The organism is Streptomyces sp. NPDC002076 (genome assembly GCF_053593835.1).
Genome location: NZ_JBSFDI010000014.1, coordinates 62,493 through 81,884, shown reverse-complemented (window position 1 = coordinate 81,884; position 19,392 = coordinate 62,493). Strand labels below are relative to the sequence as shown.

Genomic DNA, 19,392 nt, shown 5'->3' with positions numbered 1-19,392 from the left:
CGGCCCCATCGGCGTGGGGCCGCCCCTCTCGGTCGTCCGGACCCGGTGCGGCGGTCCGGCGCTGCGGTGGCGGCCGGTCCCGGTCAGGGGAGCGGACCGGCCGTCACCGGGGCCTACTTCTTGTCGAGCAGGTCCTGCACCCCCGCGCGGACCTCGTCCGTGGCCAGGCCCCGGATCGTCAGCGTCGTACGGCGGCGCAGGACGTCGTCCGCGGTCTCGGCCCACTCGTGGTCACGGGCCCAGACCACCTGCGCCCAGATCTCCGGCGCGTCGGGGTGGACGCGCTCGGCCAGCTCCGGGTTCTCGTTCGCCAGGCGGGCGATGTCGAAGGCCAGGGAGCCGTAGTGGGTGGCCAGGTGCCTGGCGGTGTCGGCGGCCATCCGCGGACCCGGAGCCGGCCGGTCCACGAGCAGCCGGTGGGCGACCGCGCGCGGGTTGGCGACACCGGGCAGCGGCAGCTTCTTCGGCAGCGAGGAGATCGGCTCGAAGTCGTCGCCGAGCGGGTGACCCGGCAGCGCCTCCAGCTTCTGCATCACCGTACGGCCGATGTGCCGGAAGGTGGTCCACTTGCCGCCCGCGACGGACAGCATGCCGCCCTTGCCCTCGGTCACCACGGTCTCGCGCTTGGCCTTGGCGGTGTCGCCGGGGCCGCCCGGCAGCACCCGCAGTCCGGCGAAGGCGTAGGTGATCAGGTCGCGCTGCAGCTGCTGGTCGCGCACGGAGAACGCGGCCTCGTCCAGGATCTGCGCTATGTCCTTGTCATTGACGGACACGTCCGCCGGGTCGCCCTCGTACTCCTCGTCGGTGGTGCCGAGCAGCAGCATGTCCTCCCACGGGAGGGCGAAGGTGATGCGGTACTTGTCGATGGGAGTCGCCAGCGCGGCCTTCCACGGCGACGTCCGCTTCAGGACCAGATGCGCGCCCTTCGACAGACGGATCGACGGCGCCGCGTTCGGGTCCTCCATCCTGCGCAGGTGATCGACCCAGGGGCCGGTCGCGTTCAGCACCAGGCGGGCGTTGACGCCGAACTCCTCGCCGGACAGCCGGTCCTTGAGGTCGGCACCGGTGACCCGGCCGTTGGTGAAGCGCAGGCCGGTGACCTCGGCGTGGTTGAGGACGACCGCGCCCGACTCGACGGCCGCGCGGACCGTCATCAGCGCCATGCGCGCGTCGTTCATCTGGTCGTCGCCGTACACGGCCACGGCCTTGAGGTTCTCGGTGCGCAGCTCGGGCACGTCCTGCGCCGCCTTGGCGGGCGAGAGCAGATGGCCGACGCCGTCACCGAACGCGGACAGCGCGGAGTAGGCGAAGACGCCCGCGCCGAGCTTCGCCGCGCCGTGCGGCCCGCCCTTGTACACGGGGAGGTAGAAGGTGAGCGGGTTCGCCAGGTGGGGGGCCACCTGGCGGGAGACCGCACGGCGCTCGAAGTGGTTCTCCGCCACCAGCTTCACCGCGCCGGTCTGCAGGTAGCGCAGACCGCCGTGGAGCAGCTTGGAGGAGGCGGAGGAGGTGGCACCGGCGAAGTCGCCGGCGTCGACCAGAGCCACCCTCAGGCCGGACTGCGCGGCGTGCCAGGCGGTGGAGATGCCCAGGATGCCGCCGCCGATCACCAGAAGGTCGTACGACGCCTTGGAGAGTTGCTCCCTGGTCTCGGCCCGGCTCGGGTTGGAGCCGGAGGCCGGGTGCGTCCCCAGGGCAGGCACGGAACTCAGGGTGGACTGACTGGTCATGTCGGGTACTTACTCCTCGTCAGAGATGTCTGAGCTGTGTCGGGCGGCTCAGTTCTCGTCCTCGATCCAGCCCATGGTCCGGTCGACGGCCTTGAGCCAGTTCTTGTACTCACGGTCGCGGGTGTCCGCGTCCATCTGGGGGGTCCACTCGGCGGCCCGGCGCCAGTTGGCGCGCAGTTCGTCGGTGCTGGACCAGAAGCCGACGGCCAGGCCGGCGGCGTAGGCGGCGCCGAGGCAGGTGGTCTCGGCGACCATCGGGCGCACCACCGGTGCGTCCAGAACGTCGGCGAGGGTCTGCATCAGCAGGTTGTTGGAGGTCATGCCGCCGTCGACCTTCAGGGCCACCAGCTCGTCGCCGGAGTCCTTGACCATGGCGTCGGCGATCTCCCGGGTCTGCCAGGCGGTGGCCTCCAGGACGGCGCGCGCGAGGTGCGCCTTGGTGACGTACCGGGTCAGGCCGGCGATCACACCGCGGGCGTCGGAGCGCCAGTGCGGGGCGAACAGACCGGAGAACGCCGGCACGAAGTAGGCGCCGCCGTTGTCCTCGACCGAGAGCGCGAGCGTCTCGATCTCGGCGGCGGTGGAGATCAGGCCCATCTGGTCGCGCATCCACTGCACCAGCGAGCCGGTGACGGCGATCGAGCCCTCCAGGGCGTAGACCGTCGGCTGGTCGCCGATCTTGTAGCCGACCGTGGTCAGCAGACCGGCGTAGGAGTTGATGATCTTGTCACCGGTGTTCATCACCATGAAGGTGCCGGTGCCGTAGGTCGACTTGGTCTCGCCCTCGGAGAAACAGGTCTGGCCGAACAGGGCCGCCTGCTGGTCGCCGAGCGCGGAGGCCACCGGAATGCCGCCGAGCAGCTCGCCGAGCTTGCCGCCGGTGACCTCGCCGTAGACCTCGGCGGAGGAGCGGATCTCGGGCAGGATCTGCAGCGGCACGCCGATGGACTCGGCGATCTTCTCGTCCCACTGCGTGGTGTGCAGGTTCATCAGCATGGTGCGGGAGGCGTTGGTGACGTCGGTGACGTGCTTGCCGCCGTTGACACCACCGGTCAGGTTCCAGATGACCCAGGTGTCCATGGTGCCGAAGAGGATGTCACCGGCCTCGGCGCGCTCCTTCAGGCCGTCGACGTTGTCGAGCAGCCAGCGGGCCTTGGGACCGGAGAAGTACGAGGCCAGCGGCAGGCCGGTCTCGCGGCGGAAGCGGTCCTGGCCGACGTTGCGGCCCAGTTCCTTGCACAGGGCGTCGGTGCGGGTGTCCTGCCAGACGAGGGCGTTGTGGACGGGCTCGCCGGTGTTCTTGTCCCACAGCACGGTGGTCTCGCGCTGGTTGGTGATGCCGATGGCCTTGATGTCGTCACGAGTGATGCCCGCCTTGGCGATGGCCCCGGCGACGACTTCCTGGACGTTGGTCCAGATCTCGTTGGCGTTGTGCTCGACCCAGCCCGGCTTGGGGAAGATCTGCTCGTGCTCCTTCTGGTCGACGGAGACGATCCGGCCGTCCCGGTCGAAGACGATGCAGCGGCTGGACGTGGTGCCCTGGTCGATCGCGGCGATGAACGGGCCTGCGGTGTGGGCGTCGGTCACTGTGTGCTCCAAAAGATCCGTGGTGATAGGGCGGTGCGTACGGCGCGTGCTTCGAAGTGATTTCTAGGCGAAGGCGACGTTGTATATGCCTGCGGCGATCGCGCCGCCGATCAGCGGACCGACCACGGGAATCCAGGCGTACGCCCAGTCGGAACCGCCCTTGTTGGGCAGCGGCAGCAGGGCGTGCACGATGCGCGGGCCCAGGTCACGGGCCGGGTTGATGGCGTAGCCCGTCGGGCCGCCGAGGGAGAGACCGATCGACACCACCACGAACGCGGTGATCAGACCGCCGAGGACACCGAGGCCGTTGCCCTTGTCGTTCAGACCCTGCGTGAGGACCGCGAGGATCAGCACGACCGTGCCGATGATCTCGGTGGCGAGGTTCTGCGCCGCGTTCCGGATCTCGGGGCCGGTGGAGAAGATGCCGAGGACCGGGCCGGCGCCCTTCTCCTGGGCCTCGACCGCCTTGGCCGCGGTGGCCTGCGCGCCCGGACCGCCGACGATCTCCTTGTCGGTCAGGTGAGCGTGGAACTGGCCGTAGTAGGCGATCCACACCAGGGTCGCGCCGATCATCGCGCCGAGCAGCTGGCCGGCGAAGTAGACCGGAACGTTGCTCCAGTCGCTGTTCTTGATGGCAAGGGCGACGGTGACGGCCGGGTTGAGGTGCGCACCGGAGAGCGGTCCGGAGATGTACACAGCCGTCAGGACGGCGAAGCCCCACCCGAAGGTGATGGCGAGCCAACCGGCGTTACGGGCCTTGGAGGCCTTCAGCGTGACGGCAGCGCAGACGCCGCCGCCGAGCAGGATGAGTGTGGCGGTACCGATGGTCTCGCCGATGAAGATGTCGGAGCTGGACACCCGCGACTCCTTTGTCCTTCGTCCAGGGGCCGAACCCCGGGTCCCGCCGGGGTTCTGGCGCCCTCGGGGGTGAGAGCGATGCCGGCCCTTGGCGTTGTCACACTCTAGCGCGTATTGCCGGTAGGTGTTCGACAATGCCGACCGATGGACGGGAGTCTTGCTTCGGCGTTACGCATGCGTCAAGGGTTCTGTTGTCGAAAACAGGATCGTTATTGATCGCTGCGGGTTATCACTCTTCGCACGCTGACGTGGGCATTAGCCTGATATGTCGGTTTCAGGGTAGGGCGAGGACCGGAACGCCGCCCGGCGTTCCGGTCGCCCCTGGGGGAATCCAGGCATGCCCTCGGGGCAGCGGTCAGAACCGTCCCGCGCCCAGGTCCCTCGACACCGCGCGGGCGCAGTCGCGCACCGCCGCGATCAGCTCGGGACGCAGCTCCCCGTCCCGGCGCAGCCGTTCCACGGCCCCGGTGATGCCGACCGCGCCCACGGGCATACGGCGCCGGTCGTGGATGGGCGCGGCGATCGACGCCACGCCCTCCCAGGTCTCCTCGACGTCGGCCGCGTAGCCACGCGCGCGTGTGATGTCGAGAAGGTGCTCGAAGTCCTCGATGTCGTACACCGTGCGGTCGGTGAAGGGCTTCCGGTCGGCCTCCAGCGCCTCGCTGTGCGCCACCGGGTCGTAGGCGGACAGCACCTTGCCCAGCGCGGTGGAGTGCAGCGGCTGCATGGCGCCGATCTCCAGCACCTGCCGGCTGTCGTCCGGCCGGAAGACGTGGTGCACGATCAGCACGCCCTGCTGGTGCAGGACGCCCAGATACACGCTCTCCCCGCTGGAACGGGCCAGGTCGTCGGTCCACACCAGGGCCCTGGCGCGCAGTTCGTGCACGTCCAGGTAGGTGGTCCCCAGGCGCAGCAGCTCAGCGCCCAGCTGATAGCGCCCGGAGGCGTCGTCCTGCTCCACGAAGCCCTCCTGCTGGAGGGTGCGCAGAATGCCGTGGGCGGTGCCCTTGGCGAGGCCCAGGGAGGAGGCGATGTCCGACAGACCGAGCCGCCGCTCCCCACCCGCGAGCAAGCGCAGCATCGCGGCCGCCCGTTCGAGCGACTGGATGTTCCGTGCCATCGCCGTCCTGCCTCCGTCCCTTCGACTACCGCACGGCATTCAACACCGTTCGGCAATGTCGAACACTACCGGTCCATGACGACCTCCCGCTAACGGTCGGTCGGCACTTGTTACATCACATGTGACCTGCCCGTGGTGCACGGGCCACCGGCGTCCGCCTCGTGGACGCCGGTGCCCATCCAAGCCGACTCCCGGTTACTCTGGCGCCGTGCGGCCTCCCCGCCTGTCCGGGACACCGCAAAGCCGACAGCCGTCGCACCTAGGGAGCCCCTTCATGGCCTCGTTGCCACCGTCCCCTTCCGCCGACAGCCGGACCCGTGTGTCCGCGCTCCGAGAGGCACTCGCCACCCGTGTGGTGGTCGCCGACGGAGCCATGGGCACCATGCTCCAGGCCCAGGACCCCACCCTCGAGGACTTCCAGCAGCTCGAGGGCTGCAACGAGATCCTCAACCTCACCCGCCCCGACATCGTCCGCTCCGTCCACGAGGCGTACTTCGCCGTGGGCGTCGACTGCGTCGAGACCAACACCTTCGGGGCCAACCACTCCGCCCTCGGCGAGTACGACATCTCCGAGCGCGTCCACGAGCTGTCCGAGGCCGGCGCCCGCGTGGCCCGCGAGGTCGCCGACGAGTTCAGCGCCAAGGACGGCCGTACCCGCTGGGTCCTCGGCTCCATGGGCCCCGGCACCAAGCTGCCCACCCTCGGCCACGCCCCCTACACCACCCTGCGCGACGCCTACCAGCGCAACGCCGAGGGCCTGGTCACCGGCGGCGCCGACGCGCTGCTCGTGGAGACCACCCAGGACCTGCTGCAGACCAAGGCCGCCGTCCTGGGTGCCCGGCGCGGCCTGGAAGCCCTCGGCCTGGACCTGCCGGTGATCGTCTCCGTGACCGTCGAGACCACCGGCACCATGCTCCTCGGCTCCGAGATCGGCGCCGCGCTCACCGCGCTGGAGCCGCTCGGCATCGACATGATCGGCCTGAACTGCGCCACCGGCCCGGCCGAGATGAGCGAGCACCTGCGCTACCTCGCCCGCAACGCCCGCATCCCGCTGTCCTGCATGCCCAACGCGGGCCTGCCCGTCCTCGGCAAGGACGGCGCCCACTACCCGCTGACCGCGCCCGAGCTGGCCGACGCCCAGGAGACCTTCGTCCGCGAGTACGGCCTCTCCCTCGTCGGCGGCTGCTGCGGTACGACCCCCGAGCACCTGCGCCAGGTCGTCGAACGCGTCCAGGGCCTCACCCCGCCCGCCCGCGACCCGCGCCCCGAGCCCGGCGCCGCCTCCCTCTACCAGACGGTCCCCTTCCGCCAGGACACCTCCTACCTGGCCATCGGCGAGCGCACCAACGCCAACGGCTCCAAGAAGTTCCGCGAGGCCATGCTGGAAGGCCGCTGGGACGACTGTGTGGAGATGGCCCGGGAGCAGATCCGCGAGGGCGCGCACATGCTCGACCTGTGCGTGGACTACGTCGGCCGCGACGGCGTCGCCGACATGGAGGAACTCGCCGGCCGCTTCGCCACCGCCTCCACCCTGCCGATCGTGCTGGACTCCACCGAGGTCGACGTCATCCAGGCGGGCCTGGAGAAGCTCGGCGGCCGCGCTGTGATCAACTCCGTGAACTACGAGGACGGCGACGGCCCCGACTCCCGGTTCGCGAAGGTCACCAAGCTCGCCCAGGAGCACGGCGCCGCGCTGATCGCGCTCACCATCGACGAGGAGGGCCAGGCCCGCACCCCCGAGAAGAAGGTCGAGATCGCCGAACGGCTCATCGACGACCTGACCGGGAACTGGGGCATCCGCGAGGACGACATCCTCATCGACACCCTGACCTTCACCATCTGCACCGGTCAGGAGGAGTCCCGCAAGGACGGCCTCGCCACCATCGAGGCGATCCGCGAGCTGAAGAGGCGCCACCCGGCCGTCCAGACCACGCTCGGCCTGTCGAACATCTCCTTCGGTCTGAACCCGGCCGCCCGCATCCTGCTGAACTCCGTCTTCCTCGACGAGTGCGTGAAGGCGGGCCTGGACTCGGCGATCGTGCACGCGTCCAAGATCCTGCCGATCGCCCGCTTCGACGAGGAGCAGGTCACCACGGCCCTGGACCTGATCCACGACCGCCGCCGCGAGGGCTACGACCCCCTGCAGAAGCTGATGCAGCTCTTCGAGGGCGCAACGGCCAAGTCCCTGAAGGCCGGCAAGGCCGAGGAACTGGCCGCGCTGCCGCTGGAGGAGCGCCTCAAGCGGCGCATCATCGACGGCGAGCGCAACGGCCTGGAAGCCGACCTGGACGAGGCCCTGCGGGACCGCCCGGCGCTCGACATCGTCAACGAGACCCTGCTGGACGGAATGAAGGTCGTCGGCGACCTGTTCGGCTCCGGGCAGATGCAGCTGCCGTTCGTGCTGCAGTCCGCCGAGGTCATGAAGGCCGCCGTCGCCTACCTCGAACCGCACATGGAGAAGTCCGACGCCGAGGGCAAGGGCACCATCGTCCTCGCGACCGTACGCGGCGACGTCCACGACATCGGCAAGAACCTGGTCGACATCATCCTGTCCAACAACGGCTACAACGTCGTCAACCTGGGCATCAAGCAGCCGGTCTCCGCGATCCTGGAGGCCGCCGAGGAGCACCGGGCCGACGTCATCGGCATGTCCGGGCTGCTGGTGAAGTCCACGGTGATCATGAAGGAGAACCTGGAGGAGCTGAACCAGCGCGGCCTCGCCGCCCGGTTCCCGGTCATCCTCGGCGGCGCCGCCCTCACCCGCGCCTATGTGGAGCAGGACCTGCACGAGATCTACGAGGGCGAGGTCCGCTACGCCCGCGACGCCTTCGAGGGCCTGCGCCTGATGGACGCCCTCATCGGGGTCAAGCGCGGCGTGCCGGGCGCCAAGCTGCCCGAGCTGCGCCAGCGCAGGGTGCGGGCCACCGCCGCCGTCGAGGTCGCCGAACGCCCCGAGGAAGGCCACGTCCGCTCCGACGTCGCCACCGACAACCCCGTGCCGACCCCGCCGTTCTGGGACACCCGGATCGTCAAGGGCATCCAGCTCAAGGAGTACGCGAGCTGGCTCGACGAGGGCGCGCTGTTCAAGGGCCAGTGGGGCCTGAAGCAGGCCCGCACCGGCGAGGGACCGTCGTACGAGGAGCTCGTGGAGAGCGAGGGCCGCCCCCGGCTGCGCGGACTGCTGGACCGGCTCCAGACGGAGAACCTGCTGGAAGCCGCCGTCGTCTACGGCTACTTCCCCTGCGTGTCCAAGGACGACGACCTGATCATCCTGGACGAGCAGGGCAACGAGCGCACCCGGTTCACCTTCCCGCGCCAGCGCCGCGGCCGGCGCCTGTGCCTGGCCGACTTCTTCCGCCCGGAGGAGTCCGGCGAGACCGATGTCGTCGGCCTCCAGGTCGTCACCGTCGGCTCGCGCATCGGCGAGGAGACCGCGAAGCTCTTCGAGGCCAACGCCTACCGCGACTACCTCGAACTGCACGGCCTCTCCGTCCAGTTGGCGGAGGCGCTCGCCGAGTACTGGCACGCACGCGTCCGCGCCGAACTCGGCTTCGGCGGCGAAGACCCGGCCGACATGGAGGACATGTTCGCCCTGAAGTACCGGGGCGCCCGCTTCTCCCTCGGCTACGGCGCCTGCCCCGACCTGGAGGACCGCGCCAAGATCGCGGACCTGCTCCGGCCGGAGCGGATCGGCGTCCACCTGTCCGAGGAGTTCCAGCTGCACCCCGAGCAGTCCACGGACGCCATCGTGATCCACCATCCGGAGGCGAAGTACTTCAACGCCCGCTGAGCCTTCCGGGGGTTCTGCCGGAGCAGCGGCGCCGGCGGCTTCACGGTACACACCAACGGCCCTCCGGCCTGCGCAGAGGGTGATTTTCGGCATACCCCCGGGCGCGAGTGATAAACGAGGCGTTTTGCGCACCGGAGACGTACACTGGTCGGTCCACCAGGCCGGTTCCCTGTCCGGGAACCGGCCTGATCGTCCCTCAAGGAGGTGCGCCCGGATGACCAGCACGGTCCCCGCGCTCGGAACCCTTACGGCCGAAGGCTCCGCCCTGCAGGCGGTGCTCCTCGACATGGACGGCACCCTGGTGGACACCGAGGGTTTCTGGTGGGACGTCGAGGTCGAGGTCTTCGCCGCCCTCGGCCACACCCTGGACCAGTCCTGGCGGCACGTCGTGGTCGGCGGACCCATGACCCGCAGCGCCGGCTTCCTCATCGAGGCCACCGGCGCCGACATCACCCTCGCCGAACTCACCGTGCTGCTCAACGAGGGCTTCGAGGACCGCATCGACCGGGCCCTGCCGCTCATGCCGGGCGCCGCCCGCCTGCTCGCCGAACTCCACGAGCACGGCATCCCCACCGCCCTGGTCTCCGCCTCCCACCGGCGCATCATCGACCGCGTGCTGAGCATCCTCGGCGCGCACCACTTCGCCCTGTCCATCGCCGGTGACGAGGTCTCGCGCACCAAGCCCTTCCCCGACCCCTATCTGCTCGCCGCGGCGGGGCTCGACGCCCGGCCGGACAGATGCGCGGTGGTCGAGGACACCGCAACCGGTGTCGCCGCCGCCGAGGCAGCGGGCTGCCGCGTCGTCGCCGTACCCTCCGTCGCTCCCATCAGCCCGGCCGCCGGACGCACCGTGGTGACCTCCCTGGAAGAGGTCGACCTGGCATTTCTGCGCGGCCTGATGACGGAAATGCCCTAGCCGTTCACCCAGCGTGAAAAGTCCATTGGCCCGGTTGGACAAATTTCCGGGGAAGTACACCCGAGTGGAATTCACGGCCGGTCGTCCGGCCGAATTCCACTGACTCACGGCACAGTTGAAAGTGTGACGTTCCCCACTCCGGCCACCCTCGACAACCCGGGTCAAGTGTGCTGAACGGCCCTGTTCGGCCCGGAACGACGGGTCTTTGTGTCCCGATTGATGGGATGCTGCACTAATCCTGCCGCTGTCGGGTTTTCGGTGTGTCCGCACCTGGTTCCACTGCGTGATGGGGGGTCAACTCACGGGGCCGTGAACCCTCCTGCGGGCGCGGACTAATCTCATCGCGAGAACATCGCCGCAACCCCCCGTGATCCGCCGCACCACCCCTGCATGCCGGATACACGGACCCGAACAGCTCTGGAGAAACTCCCGCATGAACCGCAAGACTTTGGTGCTGCCGGCGGTGGCCGGCCTGCTCACCCCGGTTCTCGCCGCGTGTGGCGGATCCGGCAGCGGGAGCAAGAGCGGTGACGCCATCGTCGTCGGTACCACGGACCGGTTCACGACCACCAGCGACGCCCCGGCGCCCCTCGACCCCGCCTACGCCTACGACGTCGGCACCTGGAACATCCTGCGCCAGACCGTGCAGACCCTGATGGCCCAGCCCAAGGGCGAGGGCGACCCCGTCCCGGACGCCGCCGAGAGCTGCTCCTTCACCGACAGCGGCAGCGAGCGCTACGCCTGCAAGCTCCGCGACGGCCTGAAGTTCGCGAGCGGCGACCCGGTGACCGCCCAGGACGTCAAGTACTCCATCGAGCGCGCTCTGCGCCTCAAGTCCAGCAGTGGCGTGTCCTCCCTGCTGAACACCATCGACACCGTCGAGACCCAGGGCGACCGCGAGGTCATCTTCCACCTCAAGACCGCCGACGCCACCTTCCCGTACAAGCTGTCCACCCCGGTCGCGGGCATCATCAACCCGAAGGACTACCAGAAGGACAAGCTGCGCGACGGCTTCGAGGTCGACGGGTCGGGCCCCTACACCTTCCAGGGCGACGTCAGCGGCAACGCGATGACCGCCATGACCTTCACCAAGAACCCCAACTACAAGGGGGCCGTGAAGGTGAACAACGACAAGGTCGAACTGCGCTCCTTCACCGACGCCGACGCCATGGGCGCCGCCATCGACAAGGGTGACATCGACGTCATGACCCGCACCATGTCGCCCGACCAGATCCAGAAGCTGGACGCCGGCGGCACCAACAAGGTCGACCTCGTCGACATGCCGGGCCTGGAAATCCGCTACCTCGCCTTCAACACCAACGCGCCCAGCGTGAAGTCCAAGGCCGTACGCCAGGCCATGGCCCAGCTCATCGACCGCGCGGAAATCCTCTCCAAGGTCTACGGCACCCAGGCCGAGCCGCTGTACTCGCTCGTCCCGGCCACCGTCACCGGCCACTCCAACTCGTTCTTCAACAAGTACGGCAACCCCAGCGTCGCCAAGGCCAAGGCCCTGCTGACCGGGGCCGGCATCACCGCGCCGGTCAAGCTGACCCTGCACTACACCACCGACCACTACGGCTCCGCCACGAAGAAGGAGTTCGAGGTCCTGCAGAAGCAGCTCAACGACAGCGGCCTGTTCGACGCGTCCATCCAGGGCCACCCCTGGGACACCTTCCGGCCCGCCGAGCAGAAGGGCCAGTACGACGTCTACGGCATGGGCTGGTTCCCTGACTTCCCGGACGCCGACAACTTCCTCGCGCCCTTCCTGGACAAGGACAACTTCCTCGGCTCGCCGTACTCCAACAGCACCATCCAGCGCACCCTGATCCCGGATTCCCGCCGCGAGGCCGACCGGCTCAACGCCGCCAAGAGCCTCACGGAGATCCAGGACATCGTCGCCGAGGACGTCCCGGTCCTGCCGCTGTGGCAGGGCAAGCAGTACGTCGCCGCACGGGACGACATCACGGGCGTCGCCTACGCCCTCAACTCCTCCTCGACGCTTCAGCTGTGGGAGCTCGGCCGCGGTGTGAGCGGCTGACGGCTCTCTCGTCCGGGGGCCAGGGACGGCTGCCCCGGACTGCCCGGGACCAGGACGGCGGCCCCGGGGTGACGAACCGACGACAAGGCACATTTCAAGTGAACATGCGCAACCAGTGGCCAGTCCTGCCCATCGTGGCGGGGCTGGCCTCCGGCCTGTTGACCGGCTGCGGCTCGGGATCCGGTGACTCCGGGGGTACCGGCTCCGCCATGGTGATGGGGATGTCCGACGACGTCCTCGCCACGGACCCGGCCTCCGGCTACGACCCCGGCTCCTGGCTGTTGTTCGACAACGTCTTCCAGTCGCTGCTCAGCTTCCCCAAAGGCGGGACCGAGCCCCAGCCGGAACTGGCCAAGGAATGCACCTTCGCCGACTCCCGGGCCACCGTCTACCAGTGCACGCTCAAGGACGGCCTGAAGTTCAGCAACGGTGACCCGCTCACCTCGAAGGACGTGAAGTTCTCCTTCGACCGCATGCTGAAGATCAACGACCCCTCGGGGCCCGCGATCATGTTCCCGATGCTGGGCAGCGTCGACACCCCCGACGCGAAGACGGTCGTCTTCCACCTGAAGTCCTCCGACGCCACCTTCCCCAGCAAGATCGCCTCCGGCGCCGGCTCCATCGTCGACCACCGCCAGTACGACGCGAACGGCCTGCGCACCGACCACAAGGCCATCGGCTCCGGCCCCTACAAGCTGGACTCCTTCGACAAGGACCAGGCCGTCTTCTCCGTCAACGGCAACTACCAGGGCACCGCCAAGGTCAAGAACTCCGGCGTCACCCTGAAGTTCTTCCACGGCGACCGCGCCGCCCTGAAGAAGGCCCTCCTCGACGGCAAGGTCGACATCGCCTACCGAGGCCTGTCCGCCTCCGACGTCGCCGGCCTCGACCAGCAGGAGGGCAAGGGCGTCGACGTCATCGAGGGCAGCAGCGCCGAAGTCCAGCACCTGGTCTTCAACATGAACGACCCGGTCGCCGGAAAACTCGGCGTCCGCAAGGCCATGGCCTACCTCATCGACCGAGACGCCCTCATCAAGAACGTCTACCAGGGCACCGCCACCCCGCTGTACTCGATCATCCCGGCGGGCATCGTCGGCCACAACACGGCCTTCTTCGACACCTACGGCGCCCGCCCCTCCCAGGCCAAGGCCGCCGCCGCACTGCGCGCCGCCGGCATCACCGGCAAGGTCAGGCTCACCCTGTGGTCCACGCCGTCGCGCTACGGCCCCGCCACCGACGAGGAACTGAAGGCCATCGCCGGACAGCTCAACGCCAGCGGCCTGTTCGACGCCGACGTCAAGTCCGTCGCCTTCGGCCAGTACGAGAAGGACATCGCGGCCGGCAAGTACGGCGTGTACGTCAAGGGCTGGGTGCCGGACTACCCGGACGCCGACAACTTCACCGCACCCTTCTTCGGCAAGGGCAACGTGCTGGACAACAACTACAGCAACCGCACCATCACCGGCACCCTCATCCCCGACACCGCCGCACAGAGCGACCGGGCCGCCACCGACAAGGACTTCGGGCAGCTGCAGAACATCGTCGCCACCGAACTGCCCGTCCTGCCCGTCTGGCAGGCCAAGCAGTACGCGGTCGTCCGCGACGGCGTCTACGGCCTGGAGTACTGCCTGGACGCCTCCACGGTGTTCCGGTTCTGGGAACTCAGCAAGAGCTGACGCCCGCTGGCACCGAGGGCGCCCGTCTCCACGCGGGAGGGGCGCCCTTCGCCGTCCTACCGGACACGTCCGCGCTCACTGAGCGCCGGGACGCACCAGACCGCTCTCGTACGCGTACACCGCCGCCTGCACCCGGTCCCTGAGACCCAGCTTGGTCAGCACATGCCCCACGTGCGTCTTCACGGTGGTCTCGCTGACGAACAGGTCGGCGGCGATCTCCGCATTGGACAGACCCCGCGCCACCAGCTTCAGCACCTCCACCTCACGGTCGGTGAGGGTGTTCAGAGTGTCCGGCACCGGCTCCTCACCGGAGGGCAGATGCGTGGCGTACTTGTCCAGCAGGCGGCGCGTGATGCTCGGCGCCAGCATCGCCTCACCCGCCGCCACCACCCGGATCGCCTGCACCAGTTCATTGGCCGGCGCGTCCTTCAGCAGAAAGCCGCTCGCCCCGGCGCGCAGCGCCTCGACGACATACTCGTCCAGATCGAACGTCGTGAGCACCAGCACCTTCGCCGGACCGGACCGGTCAGGCCCGGTGATCTGCCGGGTCGCCTCCACCCCGTCCATCCGCGGCATACGGATGTCCATCAGCACGACGTCCGGCTGCAGGGCCCGCACCTGATCGAGGGCCTGCAGGCCGTCACCGGCCTCGCCCACGACCGCGATGTCCTGCTCGGCCTCCAGGATCATCCGGAAACCCGTACGCAGCAGGGGCTGGTCGTCGACCAGTAGGACACGGATGGCCACCTGACACTCCTTCGCTAGTCCGGGCCCATTCTGCCCTGCGACACGCCCCCGGACTCGCGCGCCCTCACCGGCAACGGATACGGCGGGGGAGTGCCGCCGAACTCCGGGCAGTGCGCCTGGTGGTCGCACCAACCGCACAGCTTCGTCGGCCGCGGCCGCCACTCCCCGGTCTCCGTGGCCTGCCTGATGGCCTCCCACAGCGCGTGCAGCTTGCGCTCCACCCGCTCCAGATCGGCGAGGACCGGGTCGTACGTCAGCACGTCCCCGCTACCGAGATAGACCAGCTGCAGCCGCCGCGGCACGACCCCCTTCAGCCGCCACACCACCAGGGCGTAGAACTTCATCTGGAACAGCGCGCCCTCGGAGTACTCCGGCCGCGGTGCCTTCCCCGTCTTGTAGTCGACGATCCGCACCTCACCGGTCGGCGCCACATCCACCCGGTCGATGATCCCGCGCAGCCGCAGCCCCGAGTCCAGTTCGGCCTCCACGAACAGCTCGCGCTCCGCCGGCTCCAACCGCGTCGGATCCTCCAGCGTGAACCAGCGCTCGACCAGCCGCTCGGCCTCGGTGAGCCAGCCCGCGAGCAGCTCCCCGTCCGGATCGTCCGCGAACAGCTCCACGAGCTCCGGCCTGCTCTCCCGCAGCCGGTCCCACTGCCCCGGGATCAGCGACTTCGCCCGCGGCGCGGTCCGCTCCGCCGCCGGCGCGTCGAACAGCCGCTCCAGCACCGCGTGCACCAGGGTGCCCCGGGTCGCCGCCGCGCTTGGCTTCTCCGGCAGCCGGTCGATCACCCGGAACCGGTACAGCAGCGGGCACTGCATGAAATCACTGGCCCGGGACGGGGACAGGGAGGTGGGCGGGATGGCGACGCGCTCGGCACCGGCCTCCGGCGGAGCCGGCACGGCCGAGTCCGGCTCGGCGGCCTCCACAGCTGTCGAGGGCCCCGGCACCGAAGCCGCCACAGGCGTCGGTTGCGGCGCCTCGGCCGGATCCGTCTGCTCGGCGCCGCCCGACAGGGCTCCCGCGTCCTCGATGCTGCTGTCCATGTCCACAGACCTTACGGCCCACCACTGACAGTGACCCAGCCGCCGCCCGAGTCCGGCCCGCGTCCGCGGGGCAAACACAAGGGGTGCCGGGGCGGAACGCGTCACCAAGGCCGCATACCATCGACCAGAGACCCTTCCGTCCGGCAGGTACGGGAGACGCTTCGAACGAGGGGACACCGTGGACGTGAGCGGCGGGAGCGGGCAGCCGCGGTCCGGCAACGAAAAGCCGGCCGAGCACCCCGCAGGTCCAACGGCCCCGACGACCGACCGCACCGACCATGCGGGCCCGGAGCCGCAGCCCGGGACGCCCACCGCGGACCACCGCCGGGCCGAGACCGACGACAAAGCAGACGCGCCCGCCCGCCCGGCCACCCCACAACCCGCCCAGCCCGACACGGACACCACCGCGAACCCCGAGCGCACGGACAGCGCCGACGCCCGTCCGGATGCCGCGGCTCCTGCGCAGGGCATGGACAGCGCAGGTGGCGTTCCGGGCACCGCTGTGACTCCGGCCGGTACGGGCGGCACCGGCGGTGGCTGGGATGCCGAGGGGACCTCCGGTGGCCCGGCCGTCACCGGCGGCGCGACGGGTGACACCAGCGGGACCGGCGCCAGCGGATGGGGCGCGGCCGGTGCAGAAGGCCGCCCCGAGGCCACCGGCACCGGTGGTGGGGCGGGCGCCGAGGGGCGCACCGGTGGCTCGGAGGACATCGGCACCAGCGCCACCACCGGCGACACCGGCGGCTCGCAGACCCCGTCCCGCGAAACGACCGTCCAGCCCCACACCCCCGACACCTCCGCCGGACCCGAAAACGCCTCCGGCAGCCGGCCGGACAGGCAGCCCGAGCAGCACCGGACCCTCGCCCACTCCGGAATCGCCAAGGGCGAACCGCCCCAGCCACGGCCCAAAGAGCCCGGTGGCGGCATCCTCATGGGCCGCCCCTTCGGCGTACCGGTCTACGTCGCGCCGAGCTGGTTCCTCGTCGCCGCGCTCATCACCTGGGTCTTCGGCGGCCAGCTCGACCGCGTGCTGCCCGAGCTGGGCGCCCTCCGCTACCTGGTCTCCCTGTTCTTCGCCGTCGCCTTCTACGCCTCCGTGCTGGTCCACGAGCTGGCCCACACGGTCGCCGCGATCCGCTTCAAGCTCCCGGTCCGCCGCATCCAGCTGCAGTTCTTCGGCGGCGTCTCCGAGATCGAGAAGGAGGCCGAGACTCCCGGCCGGGAATTCGTCCTGGCCTTCGTCGGCCCGCTGCTCTCCCTCGTCCTCGCCGGACTGTTCTACCTCGCCATGAAACCCGTCCAGCCCGGCACCGTACCCGGCGTCCTGCTGGCCGGCCTGATGATCTCCAACCTCATCGTGGCGATCTTCAACCTCCTCCCCGGCCTCCCCCTCGACGGCGGCCGCATGCTCCGCGCCGTCGTCTGGGCCATCACCGGCAAACCCATGAGCGGCACCGTCGCCGCCGCCTGGGTCGGCCGCGCCCTCGCCGTCGCCGTCCTGATCGGCCTGCCGCTGCTCAACCAGTCCGGCGCCCTCGGCGGCAACAGCGAGAACACGGGCGGCATGGACACCGTCACCGACGCCCTGCTCGCCGCCATCCTCGCCGCCATCATCTGGACCGGCGCCGGCAACAGCCTGCGCATGGCCCGCCTGCGCGAACACCTCCCCGAACTACGCGCCCGCACCCTCACCCGGCGGGCCGTCCCCGTCGAGACCGACACCCCGCTCTCGGAGGCCCTGCGCCGCGCCAACGCCGCCGGCGCCCGCGCCCTCGTCGTCGTCGACGCCCACGGCAACCCCCTCTCCCTGGTCCGCGAGTCCGCCATCGTCGGCGTACCCGAACATCGCCGCCCCTGGGTCGCCGTCAGCGGCCTCGCCCAGGACCTCACCGACGGCATGCGCGTCTCCGCCGAGCTCGCCGGCGAAGAACTCCTCGACGTCCTGCGCGCCACCCCCGCCACCGAATACCTCGTCGTCGAGGAGACCGGCGAGATCTACGGCGTCCTGTCAGCGGCGGACGTGGAGCGGGCCTTCGTCAGGGCGATGGCAAGGCCCGCCACATAACGCCGTGCGGAACGGACCGCCGCCCCCCACCTCTCCGTCGGCCAAACCCCCGGACGGGACCCGGTAGGCTGGTCACATGTCCGAACCGACCGGTGCCGCCCGCAGGCGCGGGCCCTTCAAGGTCGGGGACCAGGTACAGCTGACCGACCCCAAGGGCCGCCACTACACGTTCACGCTCGAAGCCGGGAAGAACTTCCACACCCACAAGGGTTCCTTCCCGCACGACGAACTGATCGGCGCTCCCGAGGGCAGCGTTGTCCGCACCACCGGCAACGTCGCCTACCTCGCGCTGCGCCCCCTGCTCCCCGACTACGTCCTGTCCATGCCCCGCGGGGCAGCCGTCGTCTACCCCAAGGACGCGGGGCAGATCCTCGCCTTCGCCGACATCTTCCCCGGCGCACGCGTCGTCGAGGCCGGCGTCGGCTCCGGCTCGCTCAGCAGCTTCCTGCTGCGCGCCATCGGCGACCAGGGCATGCTGCACTCCTACGAGCGCCGCGAGGACTTCGCCGAGATCGCCAAGCAGAACGTCGAGCGCTACTTCGGCGGCCCCCACCCCGCCTGGCAGCTCACCGTCGGCGACCTCCAGGACAACCTGTCCGACACCGACGTCGACCGCGTCATCCTCGACATGCTCGCCCCCTGGGAATGCCTGGAAGCCGTCTCCAAGGCACTCGTCCCCGGCGGCATCCTCTGCTGCTACGTGGCCACCACCACCCAGCTCGCCCGGACCGTGGAGTCCATCCGGGAGATCGGCTGCTTCAACGAGCCGACCGCCTGGGAGACCATGATCCGCAACTGGCACATCGAGGGCCTCGCCGTCCGCCCCGACCACCGCATGATCGGCCACACCGGCTTCCTGCTCACCGCCCGCCGCCTCGCCGACGGCGTCGAGCCCCCCATGCGCCGCCGCCGCCCCGCCAAGGGCGCCTACGGCGAGGACTACGCCGGACCCAACGCCGACGGCTCCGGCCGCTGACCCACCCGCACACAGCACAACGCAACGGCGCCGTGCCGGAGTTCCTGCAGACCGACGGGAACTCCGGCACGGCGCCCCTTCGTTGACAGGGCACCAGGAGATTCCCCGGCCCCCACAGCGCGGACGCCCGGCACTTGCGCCGGCCCCACCGCGGGAATCCCCGACCCCGCCGTTCCCCCGCACTGTGACGTGTGGCACCATGCTGGCCACCCCCACCGGCACAGCCCTCACAGGAGACACTCCTAGTGCAGCAATCCGCCGTTCCGGAGCTCGCTCACGCCCAGACCCGACCCATCCACTGGGTCGCCACCGCCACGGCCGTCGCCGGCGTCGTGGCCCTCTCCTCGTTCGTCCAGCCCGGATCGGCCACGGCCGCCCAGTCCGCCACCGGCACACACACCAAGTCCGCCCCCGCCGCCGTCGCACCACCCAGCACCACCGGCGTGGACTTCCCCCTGCAGTGCGGACCCGTGAAAGCCGTGGTCGCCAAGAAAGCCACCGGCGACCTCGACGGCGACGGCAGACCGGAAACCGTCGCAGTACTGCACTGCGACTCCGCCATGGGCACACCACCCGACGCCGTCTACGTCCTGACCCGCTCCACCGACGGCGACCAACCACGCGTCGTCGCCACCCTCGTCGACCCCAAGGACCGGCTCACCGTCACCGACTTCTCGATACGCGCGGGCACCGTCGCAGCCACCCTGCTCGGCTACTCCTCCGACGCCGTCCCCAACTGCTGCCCCGACCTGAAAACCCCGACCAAGTGGCACTGGAACGGCACCGCGTTCATCCGCTCCACCCCCGCCGACGCCCACAGCGTCTGACACCCGGCCCGGCCCG

At 69.9% G+C, this 19,392-nt stretch carries 13 protein-coding genes; 7 read left to right on the top strand and 6 right to left on the bottom strand.

Annotated features, from left to right (window positions below; all coding sequences use genetic code 11):
* Positions 1-113 precede the first annotated feature (113 nt).
* From ACWCQS_RS27775 to ACWCQS_RS27760, 4 genes are all read right to left on the bottom strand, one after another.
* Positions 114-1,730 (bottom strand): FAD-dependent oxidoreductase, encoded by a 1,617-nt coding sequence (locus ACWCQS_RS27775; protein WP_451006979.1) that lies wholly within the window; start codon positions 1,728-1,730, stop codon positions 114-116.
* 48 nt (positions 1,731-1,778) lie between these two features.
* Positions 1,779-3,317 (bottom strand): glycerol kinase GlpK, encoded by a 1,539-nt coding sequence (glpK, locus tag ACWCQS_RS27770; RefSeq protein ID WP_451006978.1) that lies wholly within the window; start codon positions 3,315-3,317, stop codon positions 1,779-1,781.
* A gap of 63 nt (positions 3,318-3,380) precedes the next feature.
* Positions 3,381-4,175, bottom strand: a complete 795-nt coding sequence (locus tag ACWCQS_RS27765; RefSeq protein ID WP_451006977.1) for an MIP/aquaporin family protein — start codon at positions 4,173-4,175, stop codon at positions 3,381-3,383.
* Between the two features lie 355 nt (positions 4,176-4,530).
* Entirely contained in the window at positions 4,531-5,295 is a 765-nt protein-coding gene (locus ACWCQS_RS27760; RefSeq protein WP_451006976.1) for an IclR family transcriptional regulator, read from the bottom strand.
* Positions 5,296-5,569: 274 nt separating this feature from the next.
* Between ACWCQS_RS27760 and metH the strand changes: the two genes are divergently transcribed.
* From metH to ACWCQS_RS27740, 4 genes are all read left to right on the top strand, one after another.
* Positions 5,570-9,085, top strand: a complete 3,516-nt coding sequence (gene metH, locus ACWCQS_RS27755; protein WP_451006975.1) for a methionine synthase — start codon at positions 5,570-5,572, stop codon at positions 9,083-9,085.
* A 214-nt stretch (positions 9,086-9,299) separates the two neighbouring features.
* Positions 9,300-10,001, top strand: a complete 702-nt coding sequence (locus ACWCQS_RS27750; protein WP_450982408.1) for an HAD family hydrolase — start codon at positions 9,300-9,302, stop codon at positions 9,999-10,001.
* A 433-nt stretch (positions 10,002-10,434) separates the two neighbouring features.
* Positions 10,435-12,039: an ABC transporter substrate-binding protein gene (locus ACWCQS_RS27745; RefSeq protein WP_451006974.1), complete on the top strand. Its 1,605-nt coding sequence runs from the start codon at positions 10,435-10,437 to the stop codon at positions 12,037-12,039.
* A 98-nt stretch (positions 12,040-12,137) separates the two neighbouring features.
* Positions 12,138-13,715, top strand: a complete 1,578-nt coding sequence (locus ACWCQS_RS27740; RefSeq protein ID WP_451006973.1) for an ABC transporter substrate-binding protein — start codon at positions 12,138-12,140, stop codon at positions 13,713-13,715.
* Between the two features lie 75 nt (positions 13,716-13,790).
* Here ACWCQS_RS27740 and ACWCQS_RS27735 read toward each other — a convergent pair whose 3' ends face one another.
* A complete protein-coding gene (locus ACWCQS_RS27735) occupies positions 13,791-14,462 on the bottom strand; it encodes a response regulator (RefSeq protein ID WP_228618649.1) in 672 nt (223 codons plus the stop codon).
* Positions 14,463-14,476: 14 nt separating this feature from the next.
* On the bottom strand, positions 14,477-15,508 hold the full coding sequence (locus tag ACWCQS_RS27730; protein ID WP_451006972.1) for a PD-(D/E)XK nuclease family protein: 1,032 nt from the start codon (positions 15,506-15,508) through the stop codon (positions 14,477-14,479).
* 178 nt (positions 15,509-15,686) lie between these two features.
* Here ACWCQS_RS27730 and ACWCQS_RS27725 point away from each other — a divergent pair, with 178 nt between their 5' ends.
* The 3 genes from ACWCQS_RS27725 to ACWCQS_RS27715 all read left to right on the top strand — a co-directional run bounded on the left by ACWCQS_RS27725 (position 15,687) and on the right by ACWCQS_RS27715 (position 19,376).
* Positions 15,687-17,573, top strand: coding sequence for a site-2 protease family protein (locus ACWCQS_RS27725; protein ID WP_451006971.1), 1,887 nt, complete (start codon positions 15,687-15,689; stop codon positions 17,571-17,573).
* Between the two features lie 76 nt (positions 17,574-17,649).
* On the top strand, positions 17,650-18,549 hold the full coding sequence (locus ACWCQS_RS27720) for a tRNA (adenine-N1)-methyltransferase (protein ID WP_451006970.1): 900 nt from the start codon (positions 17,650-17,652) through the stop codon (positions 18,547-18,549).
* A gap of 245 nt (positions 18,550-18,794) precedes the next feature.
* Positions 18,795-19,376, top strand: coding sequence for a hypothetical protein (locus tag ACWCQS_RS27715; protein WP_451006969.1), 582 nt, complete (start codon positions 18,795-18,797; stop codon positions 19,374-19,376).
* The last annotated feature ends 16 nt before the right edge of the window (positions 19,377-19,392 follow it).

What these genes read in the sequence shown, in the direction of transcription:
- metH (WP_451006975.1), top strand. Translation starts at nt 5,570, where the DNA reads ATGGCCTCGTTGCCACCGTCCCCTTCCGCCGACAGCCGGACCCGTGTG.
- ACWCQS_RS27745 (WP_451006974.1), top strand. Translation starts at nt 10,435, where the DNA reads ATGAACCGCAAGACTTTGGTGCTGCCGGCGGTGGCCGGCCTGCTCACC.
- ACWCQS_RS27730 (WP_451006972.1), bottom strand. Translation starts at nt 15,508, where the DNA reads ATGGACAGCAGCATCGAGGACGCGGGAGCCCTGTCGGGCGGCGCCGAG.
- ACWCQS_RS27750 (WP_450982408.1), top strand. Translation starts at nt 9,300, where the DNA reads ATGACCAGCACGGTCCCCGCGCTCGGAACCCTTACGGCCGAAGGCTCC.
- ACWCQS_RS27760 (WP_451006976.1), bottom strand. Translation starts at nt 5,295, where the DNA reads ATGGCACGGAACATCCAGTCGCTCGAACGGGCGGCCGCGATGCTGCGC.
- ACWCQS_RS27720 (WP_451006970.1), top strand. Translation starts at nt 17,650, where the DNA reads ATGTCCGAACCGACCGGTGCCGCCCGCAGGCGCGGGCCCTTCAAGGTC.
- ACWCQS_RS27775 (WP_451006979.1), bottom strand. Translation starts at nt 1,730, where the DNA reads ATGACCAGTCAGTCCACCCTGAGTTCCGTGCCTGCCCTGGGGACGCAC.